Source organism: Enterobacter sp. MALB-1 (assembly GCF_041021625.1).
In the GTDB taxonomy this organism is placed as follows: Bacteria; Pseudomonadota; Gammaproteobacteria; order Enterobacterales; family Enterobacteriaceae; genus Enterobacter; species Enterobacter oligotrophicus.
Genome location: NZ_JBDPJL010000002.1, coordinates 80370 through 96990 on the forward strand (window position 1 = coordinate 80370; position 16621 = coordinate 96990).

Annotated in this window: 16 protein-coding genes and 3 pseudogenes; 10 read left to right on the plus strand and 9 right to left on the minus strand. The window is 49.6% G+C overall.

The window, feature by feature from the left end; genetic code table 11:
• Window positions 1-77: 77 nt before the first annotated feature.
• From ABGB15_RS21730 to parM, 4 genes are all read right to left on the minus strand, one after another.
• Window positions 78-545 (minus strand): hypothetical protein, encoded by a 468-nt coding sequence (locus ABGB15_RS21730; protein WP_369064334.1) that lies wholly within the window; start codon window positions 543-545, stop codon window positions 78-80.
• A 598-nt stretch (window positions 546-1143) separates the two neighbouring features.
• Complete coding sequence (locus ABGB15_RS21735) at window positions 1144-1407, minus strand: hypothetical protein (protein ID WP_369064335.1); 264 nt, start codon at window positions 1405-1407, stop codon at window positions 1144-1146.
• Window positions 1408-1410: 3 nt separating this feature from the next.
• Window positions 1411-2088, minus strand: a complete 678-nt coding sequence (locus ABGB15_RS21740) for a plasmid partitioning/stability family protein (protein WP_369064336.1) — start codon at window positions 2086-2088, stop codon at window positions 1411-1413.
• Window positions 2089-2090: 2 nt separating this feature from the next.
• Window positions 2091-3062 (minus strand): plasmid segregation protein ParM domain-containing protein, encoded by a 972-nt coding sequence (parM, locus tag ABGB15_RS21745; protein WP_369064350.1) that lies wholly within the window; start codon window positions 3060-3062, stop codon window positions 2091-2093.
• 298 nt (window positions 3063-3360) lie between these two features.
• On the opposite strand from parM, the pseudogene ABGB15_RS21750 reads away from it, so the two are divergent.
• The 8 genes and pseudogenes from ABGB15_RS21750 to ABGB15_RS21785 form a co-directional block, all read left to right on the plus strand.
• Window positions 3361-3525, plus strand: a pseudogene (locus ABGB15_RS21750) (peptidase); the annotation flags it as partial.
• Between the two features lie 332 nt (window positions 3526-3857).
• The gene (locus ABGB15_RS21755) at window positions 3858-4739 is read left to right on the plus strand and encodes a hypothetical protein (protein WP_369064337.1); all 882 of its coding nucleotides are present in this window, start codon (window positions 3858-3860) and stop codon (window positions 4737-4739) included.
• A 366-nt stretch (window positions 4740-5105) separates the two neighbouring features.
• A complete protein-coding gene (locus ABGB15_RS21760; RefSeq protein ID WP_369064338.1) occupies window positions 5106-5333 on the plus strand; it encodes a hypothetical protein in 228 nt (75 codons plus the stop codon).
• Entirely contained in the window at window positions 5330-5731 is a 402-nt protein-coding gene (locus ABGB15_RS21765) for an Imm63 family immunity protein (RefSeq protein ID WP_369064339.1), read from the plus strand. Before ABGB15_RS21760 ends, ABGB15_RS21765 begins: the two co-directional genes overlap by 4 nt.
• A 255-nt stretch (window positions 5732-5986) precedes the next feature.
• Window positions 5987-6064: pseudogene (locus ABGB15_RS21770) on the plus strand (SOS mutagenesis and repair protein); the annotation flags it as partial.
• A 194-nt stretch (window positions 6065-6258) separates the two neighbouring features.
• Window positions 6259-6417 (plus strand): hypothetical protein, encoded by a 159-nt coding sequence (locus tag ABGB15_RS21775; RefSeq protein WP_369064340.1) that lies wholly within the window; start codon window positions 6259-6261, stop codon window positions 6415-6417.
• Between the two features lie 410 nt (window positions 6418-6827).
• A complete protein-coding gene (locus ABGB15_RS21780) occupies window positions 6828-7118 on the plus strand; it encodes a hypothetical protein (protein ID WP_369064351.1) in 291 nt (96 codons plus the stop codon).
• A 40-nt stretch (window positions 7119-7158) separates the two neighbouring features.
• Window positions 7159-7257 carry a DUF4113 domain-containing protein gene (locus ABGB15_RS21785; protein WP_369064352.1) on the plus strand — a complete coding sequence of 33 codons (99 nt, stop codon included), beginning with the start codon at window positions 7159-7161 and terminating at the stop codon, window positions 7255-7257.
• Window positions 7258-7712: 455 nt separating this feature from the next.
• Here the strand turns inward: ABGB15_RS21785 and ABGB15_RS21790 are convergent, their stop codons facing one another.
• From ABGB15_RS21790 to ABGB15_RS21810, 5 genes and pseudogenes are all read right to left on the minus strand, one after another.
• The gene (locus ABGB15_RS21790) at window positions 7713-8678 is read right to left on the minus strand and encodes a ParB/RepB/Spo0J family plasmid partition protein (RefSeq protein ID WP_369064341.1); all 966 of its coding nucleotides are present in this window, start codon (window positions 8676-8678) and stop codon (window positions 7713-7715) included.
• Entirely contained in the window at window positions 8678-9844 is a 1167-nt protein-coding gene (gene sopA / locus ABGB15_RS21795; protein WP_369064342.1) for a plasmid-partitioning protein SopA, read from the minus strand. The genes ABGB15_RS21790 and sopA overlap by 1 nt, the downstream gene beginning before the upstream one ends.
• A gap of 832 nt (window positions 9845-10676) precedes the next feature.
• Complete coding sequence (locus ABGB15_RS21800) at window positions 10677-11588, minus strand: RepB family plasmid replication initiator protein (protein WP_369064343.1); 912 nt, start codon at window positions 11586-11588, stop codon at window positions 10677-10679.
• Window positions 11589-12320: 732 nt separating this feature from the next.
• Window positions 12321-12806 (minus strand): annotated as a pseudogene (locus ABGB15_RS21805) (tyrosine-type recombinase/integrase); the annotation flags it as partial.
• A gap of 11 nt (window positions 12807-12817) precedes the next feature.
• The gene (locus ABGB15_RS21810) at window positions 12818-13075 is read right to left on the minus strand and encodes a hypothetical protein (RefSeq protein ID WP_369064344.1); all 258 of its coding nucleotides are present in this window, start codon (window positions 13073-13075) and stop codon (window positions 12818-12820) included.
• 564 nt (window positions 13076-13639) lie between these two features.
• Between ABGB15_RS21810 and pifC the strand changes: the two genes are divergently transcribed.
• Together pifC and ABGB15_RS21820 are read left to right on the plus strand one after the other, a co-directional pair.
• Complete coding sequence (gene pifC / locus ABGB15_RS21815) at window positions 13640-14728, plus strand: transcriptional repressor PifC (RefSeq protein WP_369064353.1); 1089 nt, start codon at window positions 13640-13642, stop codon at window positions 14726-14728.
• Window positions 14729-14807: 79 nt separating this feature from the next.
• A complete protein-coding gene (locus ABGB15_RS21820) occupies window positions 14808-15935 on the plus strand; it encodes a hypothetical protein (RefSeq protein ID WP_369064345.1) in 1128 nt (375 codons plus the stop codon).
• Window positions 15936-16621: the final 686 nt, after the last annotated feature.

A 16621-nucleotide genomic window follows, 5' to 3' on the forward strand; every position in this document is an offset into this window, starting at 1 on the left:
TCTGAAGGGTTTTCACTTACCAACGAATTTGACACATTTCAGGACACCCCCTCCCCGGAAGGTGTCCTTTTTTTTTGTCAGCGTCCCTTCACGTGGTCGACAGCGAACTGCAGTGTGTCCTGGTTAAAACCGATGGAGGCATCGTGGCTGTGGTCGCAGATACGCATGGCTTCTGCAATTTCTTCTTCAGACAGACTGTCATCGAGCGACAGAAAATCGTCTGCCAGCCAGAACGTGCCCATGCACAACGCATCCGCTGGATACTGCTGCAGCCTCGCAATGAGTGCCGCCACGGTCATATCATCGCGGCAGGCAGAAAGCGACGGCAGCACGCGATCGGCGATGTCATTCCAGCACCAGTCATTGTTCTCAGGAACCGTCGACCGGAGCGTAATTTTCTCCACTCCCGGCAGCAGGAAAAGCATCTCCAGCACCTCCCCCAGATGCAGTCGCTCCCCGCTGACATCTTCACTCCACAGGTAATGATTATTGATATAGACGGCAAACTCGCCGTTATCGAGTTCAATACAGGTCAGTCTGAACATGGTTTTGTCCTCAGCATCCGGCACCCTCTTGCGCCGTGCCGCCACAAAAACCCGGCGGAAAGCGGAGGACGCCAGGGCGACGCCGAAGCCGCAGCGCAAGCCCTTCACGGGCTGAATGCACCGTGCAGGGCGCGAACGGGTGAAGACGGAGGCGACAGCTTCCCTGGCGGCCGAAGCGGCCGGGTTAGCGTGAAGGCACGGCGGGCATGCTGTCCGGAAACGTAAAGTTGGGGAGAATTTCACATCAGAATAAAATGTGATTTACATCACAAAGCAATCCATTATAATCGCCGAAAAATTAAGCATTCAGATTTGACGGCAGGGATGAGATGTCACCCTGCCGTTTTTTTAGCTGGATGTGAATGGTGCCGGATTTAACAGTTTCCCAGTGCCGCGCCAGTGCGACACAGCGCCTCCTGCACTTCATTCAGCCCAAAAATATCGTCTGCAGGCGGAGTCTTTCCCGCAGGCTGCATGCAGTCAGGGTCGGGTTGTATGCCGAAATCCGCTGGCGATGTAGCGCCTGCAGGGCCACGTCCATTCGTCACCTGTCAGTTCTTCAGGTTGCACACTGTTTCCTTCAGGTTAATGTTCATATTTAACCCCGCCCCTCTGGCTTTGTATCATCAAAAGCAAGGATAACCCCGAGACCAATCAGAGAGGCGTAGCAGACCTGCATCGCGATTGTCACCGGCAGGGAGATGCTATCAACCAGAACGCCGGGAACCACAACGGCCACGCCTGCCAGTATCATTCCCCTGCCGGTCTTTTTGACCAGATCCGGCCACTCAGATTCAGGCACGTTCCGGGCGCGCAGAAAGTTATGAATGCACTGCTCTGCCTTTTGTTTAATCACTGACATGTTTTAGTCTCCGAAGGCCCGTCGCATATTTTTCTTTATCCCGGCCGTTTCCGGACCAGGTGACGGAGTGGCAGAAGGTGCAGCTATCTGCGATGTAGTGACAGCAGCCACGCCTGCAGCTGCAATACCGGAGTCGGCCATCTGCTGAACCAGAATCTGCAGCTCGCTGACCGTAGCCGGAGGTACCGGCATACTGGCCAGCAGACGCGGCAGCTCCGGTGCAGTCGTATGGAGGGCCAGACCAGTGATAATAAGGTTTCTTAGCAGATCACCACGCAGGCGTGATGACACTCCCGTCAGCACACTTTCCACACGTTCACTGCTCCGGTCATCCTGAAGCGTCAGGGTATAACGACGACGCTGATATCCCGTCCCCGGTGACATGGCCAGAGCCGCCATACCGCCATCCGCCTCATCCGGAAGTCCGGAGAGTGAAGACCAGGTGCCGGAGACCAGGGCCATCACAGCGCAAAGCCGGATGGCGCTCAGCTGCCCGTCAAAAAGTACCGGGATCAGCGCAGGTAATCGGGCATCAGCCTGGTACACCACCGCCCCGGCGGTGGCGGCGGTCCGTATGAAGTCACCGCGCAGGGGCTGCGAGATGGTGCTGATGGTCGCCATCGCGGCGATGTCGGTACGATCATCGCTGTGCAGATAGATAGAATACTGGCCGTCCGGCACGTTTAATCCTCTTTGCTGTAAAGGGCAATCTCTCTGGCCAGCGCCAGCTGCGGATCGCCTATAACCTCGATACGGTCAGGAGCCAGAGGCCAGGCCTGGCGGACTGCCTCTTCAATAAGGGACGCCCCTCCCCCGACCAGAAATACCCGGTTAACGTTTCTGAAGGCGGTCAGCTCACTGGTTACACGTGCGCCCAGGGAAGCGATCGCCCCGGAAATTTTACTCCGGACATCGTCAATTTTACCTGCATCGTTGATAACCCGCTGCAGGTACTCATGGTCATTACGGTTACGGATGACCGTGTCGGCAATCAGCGCACTGGTTTCGCTGTCTGCGGCCCGCAGCGCGCCTGCAGCAGCGCGTGTAACCTGTGAAACGCCGACTGACGGATTACCGTGCACCGCACTGATATCATCAAACTGGCCGACAATCACACCAGCATCAAGCGTGGTTCCACCGAGATCGATAATCAGGGTGGTCTCAGCGGGGCCGGGCTTCAGCTCAGCGAGACGGGAGAATGCCGCCGGCAGTGATTCCGGCATAACCTTCACGTCCGTCACGGTAAATGTCCTGCCCTTATTGAGGATCAGCTCACGCATCAGGTTTTCCCGTTTGCGGCGGATGTTTTCCTCATTACGCTGACAGTCACCGTCGTAATACTCGCTCAGGGGCAGCGTGACGGTCAGCCTGACCGGCTGCGGCTCAAGGCCGCTGTTCAGCAGCGCATGATGCACGGCCAGCAGGTTGAGATCGCCATACTGGTAATCCACGTTCGTCGTCGGGATCGCATCCCGGCTGACGCTGTCCCAGGTGTATTTCAGCGCCCCCACCTGATAGTTGAATGCCGCTGCACTGAATTCAGCCACTTTCCAGCCATGTCGGAATGAGTTCGCAGAGACACGGGTCTTCAGCTCGCCCCCTTCAAACCATGCCAGCTTAACATTAGTCGAACCATCATCGCAGTAAATATTCATCATTATGCTCCTTCAATTAAACTCAATTTGATACTAATTATAAGAGCAAAAATGGAAAAGTTAAAACTATATTTCTCATAATGAGTAACCATAAAATATCAAAAAGATGTTAATTATCAATTTGAGTCACTTAGCAAGCTCATCATGTTCGTATTGTCGGAGATCTGGATTATCGGCAGATGGTTAAATATGCTGTATGTATAAACAGCTTTAAAAAACGTCAGGAGGAAAGATGAAGCTGTAGCTTTAGCACGGGGAAAGAACTCCCGCCCCAGGCCCATCCGTTGTTTGCAGACCTGCCAGCGTGAAGAGAGAGTTTACTGTCAAGCGGCTCCTGATGACGCCACGACTGACGCTGCAGCCCATGAACACCTCCTGGTCGCCGATTTATCCCGACCCGGACGAGATGGACATCTTTGGCGTCGTCACACACATTATCCACCGTCCCATGGAGATGTACTGATGTTTGCCCTAAATGATGTGAACAGCTTTTATGCCAGCAGTGAACGTGTTTTCCGCTAGGATTTGAAAGGAAAGAAGGTTGTTGTTCTCAGTAATAACGATCTGAGTGGTGAAAAACGTTAGTTAATTTAATGCTGCTCATGTCAGAAGCTCTGGAGTGTTGTTTGGTCTGCTATGAGCGAGAAGCGGACCTACTTGTACAAAGCATGTAGCCAGATTACAGTGAAGCCACTGATTGACAAGTGAGTCAAACCAGACAAACAGCCAATGAAACAAAACTTCGCCAACATCACCAAATCTGGATAATTGATCGGTTTATTAGGACAACAAATAATGTCATTCAATAATAAAAAATTGTTAATTAGTCTCTTATCTCTCTGCACATTTCAGACTTATGCAACACAATGCACTACAGAAACCTTCGCTAAAAACCAACTGAACAACTTCATCCTTCTGAACGAGCCTACAAGAACTGAAGTTCCCAAATCTGTATCAATCACTATTGATAGTCCTGATGGGTATCTCCGCACATCGGTTCAAAGCAACTTCAGTCAATGCGGTGAGTTAATTGGCGGCCATATGAAAGAGGTCAAATCCTCAACGGGCCAGAACGGCGTTTTCACGGCAACCTCTGACATTCAGTTGAATAAAACGGAATCTGGCTGGCGCATCAAGGTAGACTCAAACGGGGTCATAGCCGATAAAAACAGCCAGAAAACCACGCAGATATATCGACAGACTCTTGAGGGAATGTACCTGCTTAACGATAAAGGGATTCTCAGCCGTGCGGTTAATCGTTCGGTCATCGCGGCCACAAAACCGGAAAATAAAGACAAGACCGTAGTCAGCACAATCGACTACGCCTTCAATTCATCGGGATTACTGGCAAGCGCGACAAGCAAAGGAAGTATGCCGATAGATAATTATATGATTGTATATAGTTATGATAGCAATCATCGCCTGATCAAAACCCAATCACCCTCAACCATAGAGGAGTTTAGCTATGATAACGAGGGCCGTGAGTTGACCCTAAGCAAGACCCAGACGTATTTCACCATCGAAAAAAATCTGACCACCTGCGAGCAGTGGAACTCACATGGAGCATGCACACAAGCTAATGTGAATATAACAATCACCCCAACCGATCAGACAGGTAAACAGTATGTAGACAAACATAACGCCGTAATGACGGCAAAATATGAATACTGGAACTGACCATTTCACCTGCTGCATAAGAAGTCCAAATGGTATTGGATCCGCATCTGAATTCTTTATTTGATCCAAATTCTGAGTAGAACCGTTCCAGTATGGCTTGACCGAGAGCCGACCTGACCCAGTACGATGTAAGTATCCCTGCAAAACGGGCCATCACTTTTAGAGGGCCTTTGGCACTCCAACTTCCGCTTCTGGCACGAAACTGCCCTGAGCCAGTCGAGCGATCCGCTTTGAATGAAATGTGAACATCAATACCTTATGCACTGGGGGAATGCACGTCATTATTCATTGGTTCTTAGGGGGTATAACAGCCTGCTACGTATGGCAAAATGATTCAAATTTAGTGATTAGCTGAGACTTACTGAAATGGGTATTGTATTCATACCGTCACTTGTTGCGTTGCTTGCAGCAAAAGAGAGAGAGGCCGGCCGTGAACTGCCCAGGCATGAGGTCGAGGCGATACGAGATAATGCTACCGCTATTGAATTACCGAACGAAATTGCCAGAGATATGGCTATAAGCCGGGGCTATCAAGATATTGATGCGGAGCATGTCTGGAATGAATGGTTAACCCTTAAAAACAATAAATCATGAAAAATATCGAAGAGTTACGTGCAGAACTTCTCAAAATCGGTGAAAGAGTTGGAGGGGGAATAAGACCCAATAATTACTTCATCATCCCTGACAGACCTGATGGGATGGCGACTCCATATCTGGAAATTATTGGCAACGAATATCATCTCATCATCAATGAAAAAGGTGCCGAAATAGCGCGTAAAGTGACCCTCAGTGATGATGAGATTCTTTATTGGTTTGTTGAGTGTGGTGTGGTTGGTCTGGCTTCAGAGTATGCAGCCATTAATCGCTCACCTGAAACGGAGTTCAGGTATGTTTATTTTCGAAAACAATATAGCTTAATGCTCTCCATAAAACCTGAATGGGCAACAAGGAAGCGCAGAGAATTTACAGAAATCCTTAGCGGACAGGTTTAACCAGGTCGAGAATTTTTCAGAAACGTCGTTATCATCAGTTTGATGATAGCATCACTGTTCTCATCGCTCAGCACCCAACTTCCGCTTCTGGCACAAAGCGGACCTCAAGTCCACGAACTTGTGCGCTTTGAGGAAACAGCTAGTCGCTAACTTAAGTAAGCCACCTATACAAAATTCCTAGTAAAAGTGAGTAGTTAAATACTTTTTTAAAATCATTAGTTTATTAATAACTAATTGTTAGTTTCATTCAGATATAACGATGGCTGCGTCATCGCAAGAAGTGCAGAGGCGAAGCCCTGGATACGAATGGGCACGCCTTGGTTTCAGATGAAAAACGAAAGGAACCCTGCGCATTCTCAAGCACCTATGAACTTTAGTAAGTTAAGTGGAATGCAACATTTGATTGGCCTGTTTGAACTAAACTACATCTGTTTCTCTGTCAAAAGAGGTCAACATGATGGTCAGCAATCCACTTATGCCTCGATGTCGGCGCGCGTAATGAATTGCCTGGAGGAGCAGGCCCCAGGGTGGAACAGTATTCAATTGATGAGATGTTCCGCGACCTTACCGGTGAGCACTGCATAGTTCTTGAGGACTTTGGGCGGCATCTGCGCCAGCACGTGTATGACTCTACCCGCCTGACCATCTGCGTGGGAGCCAGACCGACGATAACGCTGGCAAAATGAGCCCCGAGGGTCTCAAAAGAGTGGAAACAGTTTCGTGGCGTGCTCGCCATGACCTGGGGGAATCCTCAGCGAACGTGCAAACGACTTTCACTGCTGCCGCTCGAAGAGATCTGGGTCGTGGGAAATCGCATTGCACGTAAGTTCAATATACTGGGCATTAAGCTCTGGCCCTGACAAATCCGGCCTTCATCCGGAAAAATTTCTCCGTGGTTCTTGAGCGAACGATGCGATAACTGAACGGGGAAAGCTGCATGTCGCTTGAGGAAACCCCACAGACGAAACAACAAATTGTCTGCAGCCGCAGCGTTGGCGAGAAGATCACAGAGTATGATTCGCTCCGCCAAGCCATCTGTTAGTACGCTGAGCGGGTCTCTGAAAAGCAGCGTAAAGAGAACCAGTATTGTCGGCATATTTCCGTTTCCATCAAACGTCACTGTTCGCCGTTAAAGAGCCTTACTACGGCAATGTGGCCACGGATAAACTGCGCCCCCACTCAGGACACTCGGGACATCATTGCAGCCGCCACGACGGCTTTGGCGCGTATCTGGAAGAGCGGCCACCGATACGCCAAAACCGGGATTATGCTTAATGACTTTACCGGGGCCGGTGTGTCGCAGTTGCAGCTTTTCGACGAACGTCCGCCCCGGCTTCACAGCACTGATCTGACGAAAGTTCTCAATGGAATTAATCATTCCGGCTAGGGACATGTCTGGTTTGCAGGGGATTGAGCCATCCTGGCAGATGAAACTCGCTATGCTGTCCCCTGCGTACACAACCCGCTGGAAAGATATCCCCATCGAAGGATCAGTTAAATTTTTGCCCTGCAGGGAAAGCAAGTAGTGCTCGCCGCAGCCGAACGACAGGGCGAAGCCCGCGAGTGAGCGAGGAAGTACCAGGGAACAAAACGAACATAATCTGCTGACGCACCGTATATAGTAATCAAGATGACATTATCAGAATATGGGTTGTGATAGCGACTGTAGTATAGAGTGGGACCATGGTCCCACTCTATTCCGGAATGTTGTACCGGTATTCCGGGCCGGGTTACCGAGTGGGGTACTTACAAGCAGATACAAGGTGGGACCATGGTCCCAAATAGGAAAACAATAACTCGAGGTAAGCCCTCAAATCGCGGTAATAATCAGGTAGGCGAGAAGTAAAACTGACCTATTTAACTACGCGGGCGACTATAGCGCAGAAAATCGCTGCTTCGTGGTTACATATTCCGAAGCAGCATGTAACACAATAAGGATATCGAAAATTAATGATGGAGCTTGTTGCCATCACTAAACAGGTTAAACCCGTTGTAAATCGCGCAGTATGCTTTCTATCTTCTCGATACACTCGGCAGGCAAGCGTGATTTATCGAGATTAAAAATCACCTTATCGCCTTTGTATAGGGCTGTCGCACCCGGTGCAAACTGATGACGGGAACTCAGGTTAACTTTTTTACCGGATGGCTCTTTCAGAGCATCGGTCAGTAAGCCGATAACTTCCTCGGGTTCAAAGATAACACCGGCTGCCTTTTGTTCATGAAGCTGCTGTGTCTGTTTCAACAATATAGCTTCTTTACCTGTGAATGCTTTATATAGAGCCTCACCAGAACGGGCGGAAAGTTCACCAGGATGAGTAAACAGGGCAACCACGGATTTTGGTAACTGAGCAGTGTTGATACAACGCGTGATGATTTTACGGGAAATATTCTCGGCTTCAGCCAGAGCAGAGACATTGCCGTTAAAAACATTTTCCAGCCGATGTGCGTAGCGTTTGCCTCGTTCATAAGCACTGACAGGGCGGTAATCATTCCCCAGTCGGGATAAAGCCATCATCTGTTCGTCATCGAGATCACCCACGAGAACACGATAATCCGATGATGTAAGAATGGCGGCTTTACGGCGACGACTGCCATCAGCAATCTCTATGATGCCTCCAACCCGCCGCCCGAATGCAGGGGTCTGCTGTCCACTTAGAAGAAAAGAGGGAATCAGATCATCAAGAGCATCCTCGGTCAGCAGTTCCTGATCACGTTCATTACCTGACCAGACTTTCGAAGCCGTTTCAACATTCTCACCCGATATTGTTTCCAGAATAAATTTCACTTCCCGTCCACAAACCGGGAGCAAAATAGAATTACCGCGGGCCATAGACCCCACCCGAGCAATTAATGAATCAACCATCGGTGCAGCAGGTGCCACTGTCTGCTCAGGTTCGGGGCGGACTTCTTTTACGATATTTTTTGGAAGGACTGGCGCACGCTTCATTATCTGATCTCCCAGCGAGGTTTAATCAGTCGATCGAAAATTTCATTACAGACAGGCTCCCAGATAGCGAGAGCATTTCGCCAAGCTCCAGTCGAAGAGCGCTGATCAATAGCCTGTTCAAACACCGTTCTCATACGAATCTGACCTTTACCGACCTCATCAGTCTCGCGAACAACATTTTTCAGTACCATGCTTCCCCATGCATCGCGTATCTGTTCTTCCATCCATGGGGACTGTGAGCCATTGTTATTGCTGTACTTAGTAAGCAGAATTCGAACGTCAGGTTCAAAACCCTGTAAATCCACGTTTTTTAAAAGATCACGCAGCATATCAAAAAACTGAAGAGCAGAGGTGTAATCGAATAACTCAGCAGGCGTCGGTACGATAAGAACATCCGCAGCACAGACGACATTGATGGTGCCAATACCGAGATTGGGTGCGCTGTCGATAACAATGACATCGTAATCATGTGCCACAGTTTCAATGGCAAGACGAAGCATCATGTGGGGTTCTGTGGGCAGTTTCCCGTCGTCAAACTTACCCATAAGCTCTGTTTCAATGCGGTGCAGGGCTAGGCATGAAGGGATGATGTCGAGACCCGGCCAACAGGTGGATTTAACGGCATATGCTGCATCATCGCGCTCACCCAAATAAAAAGGCAGCAGCGTGTTTTCGGCATGGATATGCAAATCAGGGACCCAGCCGTGGTACATGGAAGCTGTACCCTGAGGATCGTTACCTTCCACAAGCAATACCCGGAGTCCTTTCAGCGCCAGATCCTGTGCTAGATGGACTGATACCGACGTCTTATATACCCCTCCTTTATGTGCCGCCACTCCGATAACGGGCGGAACGCTGTCATCAGGGCGGCGCAGACGCGTGCCGAACACATCACGCATATGATTGATCTGCTCAATAGTGTAGCCCACTCGCTGCTCTACTCGTCCACGCATCTCCATATCCGGGTGAGGGAGACGTCCTGCTTTTTCTGCATCGCGGATCGCTTGTGAAGAAACACCAATCAGATCAGCAGCTTCACCCACACGCCAGCGACGGGTGATTTTCCTTGCCTCCGGGCTGTCATCGTTAAACTGAGCAATCGCGATAGCTTTCGTCATTTCATGACCAGCTGCTATGCATTGGTCAAGAGTATCCATTAATCCCATATTGTGTCCCTTTTAATCAACTTTGCATTATTATATTAAATCTTGGAAAATATTGCAAAGCAACACCAAAATCACAAACATAGTTGAATTTTGCAAAGTTGTTCAAAAAATGAAGTTGGGGATTGTTAATTTATGATAGGGCCAAGATTTCGATAATCATTAAGGAGCTTGAAAGCTCATCCAGTCACTTAAGAATCCCCATATGTTCAGTTAGCAGGGACACTTGATACCAACGACTGTTATTCAGCGCCCGTAGTGTTGCTTCCAGTTGGTTGCACTGGTGCCTGATAAAATGGCCGGCATTTCTTCATGCATTGGCACTTTGATTTGAATGGGCTCCGACTGAGCTTTAATCTCAGTGATCTGTAGAACACTTTTCACCAGACCTGCCAGCAATAATTTAGGCTTTACGCTGACATGCAGAAGACCGCAAATTAGTACTCCTAAACGAGAAAAAGCTGCACAAGCGGCCTCTGTTTGCTTTAACGTTTCCGAACCGCACAAAGAAATTCAGTTAGAGGTAATCGCCTAAAAATCTCGTGGGATCGTTATGCTAAGGGGATTCTATGGCATGTGTAATTTGCTAAAAACGCACACTTTTTATAGATACATGTGTTTATAAAGCGGTAGATCGTGTTTGCAATGCGGATCGATAGTGAGCATATAACAATAATGTGTCTTAAAATCGGCTTGTGTTTATAAAGCGGATGTCTGTGTTTATAAAGCGGGCATCTGTGTTTATAAAGCGGATAATTTGGGCTTCAAGCTGCCTAAATCCCGTTGCGGTATGTAAAAACGTGACGCCAACCGCCTTATAAACACATCTGATTGGTTATTCGTCCAAGTCTTTCTTATCCGTTTTATAACCACCTGCCACGGCTTTGATATCCGGGCGCGGCGTTCGGCTGGCGATAAGTAAGTGCCATTCACCGTCACGCTTCACAACATCGCCATCCAAGTAGCCTACGGCTTTCAACTCATCTATAGCTTTGTTAATAACCCGGTTTTGTTGGTTGTTAGGCGAGGTAAGCATTAAACGCCGTTTAATACGAGAAAATGAGAGAGGAATGGGTTTTTCGGGAAGACTTTCCAAGAACGTGTAGAGCGCCTGCGCAGTGCCTTTGTTGGCCAACTGCCGGAGTATAAACATCTGGATAAGCACTTGGCGATCAAACTGATAGAGTTCCCAAAGCGATTCATCAGCAATGAGCACCATTGTATCTTTGACCTCATCCCATTTACCACGGCTCAACAAGCCGGACACAACACCTTGTTTATCCGTCTCAGACGATAATCTTATAGTGGTTCCACGCAATCGGGCCAGAGAGTCCGCCAAACGCGTTCTAAGGCTTTTATCTTTGTCCTTAGGGAGATAACCGCAAAAGGTTGCGAACTCGCTGAAGGGGAGCTCTACAGTGTTACCATTGAGGCCATATTTAGAGAACGCAAGGATGATCCCAACCCAAACCTTAAAATCTGTCTCCATAGACAGACGTGGGCCACTGATCCGAATATCGGTATATCCTTCAGCCCGAGCCAACTCCAGGCTTTGAAGTTCTTTGCTAGCATCGATGTTGATATTACCGGTATCCTTACCCTTGCGTTTGAGTGAGGGTAAGAACAGCCCGAGACGCATCAGAGCAACTGGTTGAACGGTAGCGTTTTTAGTGGGGATAAGTTTCTTATTTTCCCCTATGACCTCTAATACCGTTTCGAGAGAAAGTTCCTGTTCTTTCTTAGACATAGAGCGTATATCCACAGGTGTAAGCGGCTACGATCTTGTTTCAGCCACGGTTCCGGTTTGTAAACACATTAAAACCGATTTATAAACACGTTACCCCGGTTTGTAAACACATTAATCCGGTTTACAAACATATTTATCCGCTTTGTAAACACAGTCGTCCGCTTTACAAACACGAAAAATGTCTCTTAGACTAGAGCTGGCGCGGCTCTCAGCGTACCGGGATCTATTTGGTACTATTAGGATCTGTTGAGGATCTTTAAGGGATCTAATTATTGGATCAACATTGTGGATAATGTGAATAAGTACTACCTAAACGTCGAACGCATCTAATAATATTCTGCATACTTAACGATCGCATAGCTCTCTGCAATACGGAGACGCACTTATGTGCCATAGCACAACAGCTAGAACAGAAGGGCATCGAAAGGGAATTTAACTCAGTGAGAAACGCGGATTTGAAAAAAGGGTGCGAATAGCCAACCTCAAAATTTCCCGTACTATGCCGCAGGACGGTATCGACCGCAGTACCGTCATGAAAATGACCGACCTGACCGAAGAGAACCTAGCATAGATTCGCCACTGAGTTTTCTCTCCTGAGACCCTCTTTCTGTCCGGCTGAAAGCTGGACAATTACCGCTTTAAATTCCGAACGCGTCATCCGTTCAGCACTTACTTCTGGACAGATAAGGGGGTTGATATCATTAGCCATCACCTTTTGCCTTTCAGCATGGCCACCGCTTGACCGAGCCAAGTGCAGACGGTACGGTCCGTAATTCCCCAGATGCGCACCTTCTCGGTTCTGCTGGTGCGTTTGTTGCGCCGCTCCAACGGAATTTTTAGAGTGCCCACCATCATCTCAAGCTGGCTGACATAGCTTGCATCGGAAAGCGGAACAAGACGGTGAGCTTAGTTGTCGGCAGGTGCATGACCGGCTGTCCGGGCAACTTTCTCCGTCCGCCACTTGAGGGTGGCCAGTTGTACGAACGGGTAGGGCGGCACCACAGAAAAATCACTCCGGGTCAAAGACTCGTTAATGCGCGCGCCCGTATTCCAGAGTGTCGAAAGCAACATCTTGCGGTGCAAATTGGGCACGTAGTGGAGCAGGGTGCTTACTTCCGGAGCCAGAAGGTATTTTGGCAGTTCTTCCTGAACGAGGGCTATCAGGCGTAAAGCAAGTGCTGCAGGGTAGCGAAACGTGACTGTGTCAAACATTCCCATACTTTGCTTCCTTAACTCGTTGTGAAATCCCGCCCGCGGTTACTGTCGTCCGCATCCATGCTGATGGATGAAATCTCCCTGCCGTCCAGCCCCCACTTTTCGCAGCATTCACTCCAGGTCAGAAAGAGTGCCTTCAGTTCCTCAAAACCAAGCCCCTTCATGAGTGGCCCTTTTTCCAAGGGTCCGGCACAGGGCAGGAAGTGAGTGAGGGCCGCTTTACGCGTTCGAAATTTCAGTTTCCCGATCGTGAATGAAATCGTTTCTCCCATGGTTTAACCTTTATCATCACGCACAAACAATCACTCAGAGTAATTATGACGCGCAGCATATTGTCCTGCACATAACCCTTCGTCAGTCGCCTGTCTGAATTTTTTTCTGCCGCCATCATTTCAGGCTTGATAATAAGCAGCCATATAACCACGCCATTAAATTACCGGATGGCGGTTTCGCTGTGATCCGATTTTTACGTCATTGAGCAGTTTCCGGAAGTGTTCTACGCACACGGCATAAGCAAAGCGGCAATATCGGCCGCCGCGCGCCGGGTCACGGGGTAAGGGCGTAATACAACATATAGCGTCATAAGCACCTGATTACACCGCTACATCTTGTGTCAGGAGGTCGCTTGGCGGCGGTGCGGTGTGCGCAGATCCGGAACTCAGGGTTTTCGGATCTGCGGAGAAATAAGAGGGGAAAGAAGTTGCTGTAGCGCCACAGTCATCACTTTCAGTAATTGCAGAAGCATCACAACTTTCAGAATCCTGGCAAACTGATTGATAGCTAATAATGAAATGCTAGGTTAGCATAAAGAATAAACAAACATGAAAGGAACGATGATGCTCAGCCAGCTTAACCTGCGTTTTCACAAAAAGCTGATCGACGCGCTTAAAACGCGTGCCGGTCGCGAAAATACCTCGGTCAACGCCCTGGCCGAACGCTTCCTCGATGACGGACTGAAAACGGTCGCGCCCGGCGACTGGTATTTTCAGTTGGTCGCCGATCCGGAGGCCTCGGTCCGGCAGCTGTACCGGCATATCATTCTCGGCCAGACCTTCGGCACGTCAGCGCTCTCCCGCGACGAGCTGCGCTTTATGCTGGTTCACGCCAGGGAGGCCTTCCTGCGCGGGAATAACAGGCTGGCAACCCTGCCGGCCCTGGGCACGCTGCTCGACATCACCAGCGACCTGCTGGCCTGGCAGGTGGAGCATGACCGTCCGGTGGACGGTCACTACCTGAAGGGGATCTTCCGTCTGGCCGGGGAAAACTGGACGGAAGAGTTTGACGCCTTCCGGGCAGAGCTGCGCCCGGTCGTGGATCAGATGTATGCCGAACACCTCCTGCGTCCGCTGGAGAGCGACTGTTTTGACCTGGCGGAAGTGCCGGACGCGGCGCTGGCAGAAATCTTCACCCTGCCGCGGCTGAAAGCTATTTTCCCGTTGGTTCTGCGCGGGCTGGACTGGAGCGGAGAGAAAGCCAGAGATCTGGCCCAGGAGCTGCGCCCGGTTATTTCTGCCGTAACGGAAACCATCGTGGCCGGCACCCTGCGCCTTGAGATCCGCATTGACGGCCAGCACCCCGGAGAGCGCCCTGGGGCCTGGTACACCACGCCTCGTCTGCACCTGCTCATCACCGGCCAGGACTTCGTGGTGCCGTACGGTTGGGAAGCGTTCTCCGAACTGCTGGGCCTGTTCAGCCTGTACGCCCGACATCCGGAAGCCCTGGCGTACGGTCATCAGGGGGAGCGCTTGATGTTTTCCCCGCCCGGGCACGTGTCAAAAGAGGGATTCTTCGGCATCGACGGGTTAAGAATTTTTATGTCAGCGGAGGCCTTTGAGACGCTGGTCCGGGAGCTCAGCGCAACATGTGCCCAAGGCTCGCTGGCGGAGGCCCTGACCGGACTGCGCTGCCTGTACGGAGATCTTTAGTTAAGCGCCATCGGTGCTGCATAACTTTTTTCAGTACAGGATAACTTACCATGACGAACAGTTTAACTAAGGAGCGACAATGAACAAATATGCCTGGCTCATCAGCCTGATGCCGCCGTTTATGTCTCTTGTTATTATCAGAACCTATCTTGGCTCTTTTGATAATGCCTTTCTGTTCACTGAAAACCTCTCAGGTTCAGGCATTTTTAATTTTGTCTTCATGTTTATGATGCTGATCTTGGCCGCCTTTGCAGTTATTTTTTTTCTGCCCTCGTTGATCTTCAGCATCTCCGTGCCTAAGAGTACTCCAAGGCTCCATAACTATAATGATATAAAAAGAAAAGTAACGCTCTCCGCAATTCTTTCGATCCCTGTTTCGGTTTTTTGGTTCTTTGGCTGGGCTTATTTCGCTGTCAGATATCCCAACCATGGAACGCTCACTGGCTGGGCATGCCTGTTGGGAGGATTGATGTCTGTATTACTGATTAATTATTTCTGTCTCAGAAAGCCCGTGAGCATTGCCCGGCAATATCAGTCTGCGAGACTCCGCATCAAGACGGCCCTGACGCTTTATGCCGCCAGCCCGGCCCTTCTTCTTGTGGTTATTGCCCTGTATTTCACCTTCGGTATTCCCATTGTTATCGGCTGGATAGACCAAAAAGCGGCCGGAGACGGTATCGCAATGATACTGAAAGTGTCCGTGTTGATTTCAGGGCTGGGAATGCTCCTGCTGTTTCCGGGCGCGATGTACGTGGTTACCGAACCGGCCGTCAGAAATAGTGTGTGGTTTGTAAAGTTTGGTGCCATTACCGTTATACTATGGCCCCTTCTGACCTGCATGTACGTCCCGTCCTTTTATCCGGTGCTGGTTGATAAAACAATGGCGCTCGCAGGTATTTCAGACTGGAAAACCCGGCGTTTTCAGATTGATGAAACTAAAATACCTTTTTCTCATTTCGCTAATGAAGAATGGCAGAGAGTCCGGACCGGGGGCGAAAAAATGTTCAGCGTAAAGGGAATTATGGTTTACTCACTCAGCAACGTTAAACTCCTGTGTCCCGAGTCCATAAGGGAACCTTACCGAAATATGCTCCGCTTCGTCCCATGGGACCGGGATTATGATAAAGAAAAAGCAGCCGAACTGAAGAAGGCTTCCTCCCGGTGTCAGCCCTTTACTCAGCGGGGAGTCATCCGGCTGTCGGAGTAACAGGCAGGATTAATCAGAGGGGGGCCAGGTTATCAGACGTAGCGGGGTAGGCTGATGTGCAGCTGAATGCCCCCGGCACATGCCGGTAAGCCCTAGCCGCCTGCGGAAACCCACAACGGTGTCCGCAGGCGGCCGACAATATTTGTCAATTATGATCTCTGACAGCCCGCTCACGCAATTAGGTCGGTTAACGGTTGGCTCGTTCGGATGTCATTTTTTAGCCATCCAACCCTAAATAGAAAAATCCGTCTGCTGAGGGTAAGCATACGATTTTGGCTAACGCCGCGCGTGAGCAGGTATATGACCGTGCTCCGATGAAATAACCGGCTAAGCCCGCGAAATCGATCCCTTCAAGACGCTGATCGCTAAACCGTAGAGAATGCTGTTCGGCCGCGGCAGCGAAAAAACTGGAAATCTCAAAAAGTGCGTGGAACTAAAATGGGTATGCTAACACGTTTGTATGCCTCGGAGTTGAATGCGTATCTGCCCCATCTGTACCAGATTTTGAGTATCCAGACCTGTAACCAATAGTGTATTACCCTTTATTTCAAGATACCTGTTATAACTTTTGGGCAGGAACGTCTACCGGGGCAGGGGTCAGTCCATTCCACCTCATATGGCGAGCACATCACAGCATTACTGCATGAATTTACTTAAATACAGCAATATCTTCTTTCCTTGAGCTT

Coding starts and splice junctions, on each gene's coding strand:
- ABGB15_RS21730 (WP_369064334.1), bottom strand. CDS start 545: ATGTTCAGACTGACCTGTATTGAACTCGATAACGGCGAGTTTGCCGTC.
- parM (WP_369064350.1), bottom strand. CDS start 3,062: ATGAATATTTACTGCGATGATGGTTCGACTAATGTTAAGCTGGCATGG.
- ABGB15_RS21765 (WP_369064339.1), top strand. CDS start 5,330: ATGAAAAATATCGAAGAGTTACGTGCAGAACTTCTCAAAATCGGTGAA.
- ABGB15_RS21810 (WP_369064344.1), bottom strand. CDS start 13,075: ATGGGAGAAACGATTTCATTCACGATCGGGAAACTGAAATTTCGAACG.
- ABGB15_RS21790 (WP_369064341.1), bottom strand. CDS start 8,678: ATGAAGCGTGCGCCAGTCCTTCCAAAAAATATCGTAAAAGAAGTCCGC.
- ABGB15_RS21735 (WP_369064335.1), bottom strand. CDS start 1,407: ATGTCAGTGATTAAACAAAAGGCAGAGCAGTGCATTCATAACTTTCTG.
- pifC (WP_369064353.1), top strand. CDS start 13,640: ATGCTCAGCCAGCTTAACCTGCGTTTTCACAAAAAGCTGATCGACGCG.
- ABGB15_RS21760 (WP_369064338.1), top strand. CDS start 5,106: ATGGGTATTGTATTCATACCGTCACTTGTTGCGTTGCTTGCAGCAAAA.
- ABGB15_RS21785 (WP_369064352.1), top strand. CDS start 7,159: ATGAAACTCGCTATGCTGTCCCCTGCGTACACAACCCGCTGGAAAGAT.
- ABGB15_RS21800 (WP_369064343.1), bottom strand. CDS start 11,588: ATGTCTAAGAAAGAACAGGAACTTTCTCTCGAAACGGTATTAGAGGTC.
- ABGB15_RS21755 (WP_369064337.1), top strand. CDS start 3,858: ATGTCATTCAATAATAAAAAATTGTTAATTAGTCTCTTATCTCTCTGC.
- sopA (WP_369064342.1), bottom strand. CDS start 9,844: ATGGGATTAATGGATACTCTTGACCAATGCATAGCAGCTGGTCATGAA.
- ABGB15_RS21820 (WP_369064345.1), top strand. CDS start 14,808: ATGAACAAATATGCCTGGCTCATCAGCCTGATGCCGCCGTTTATGTCT.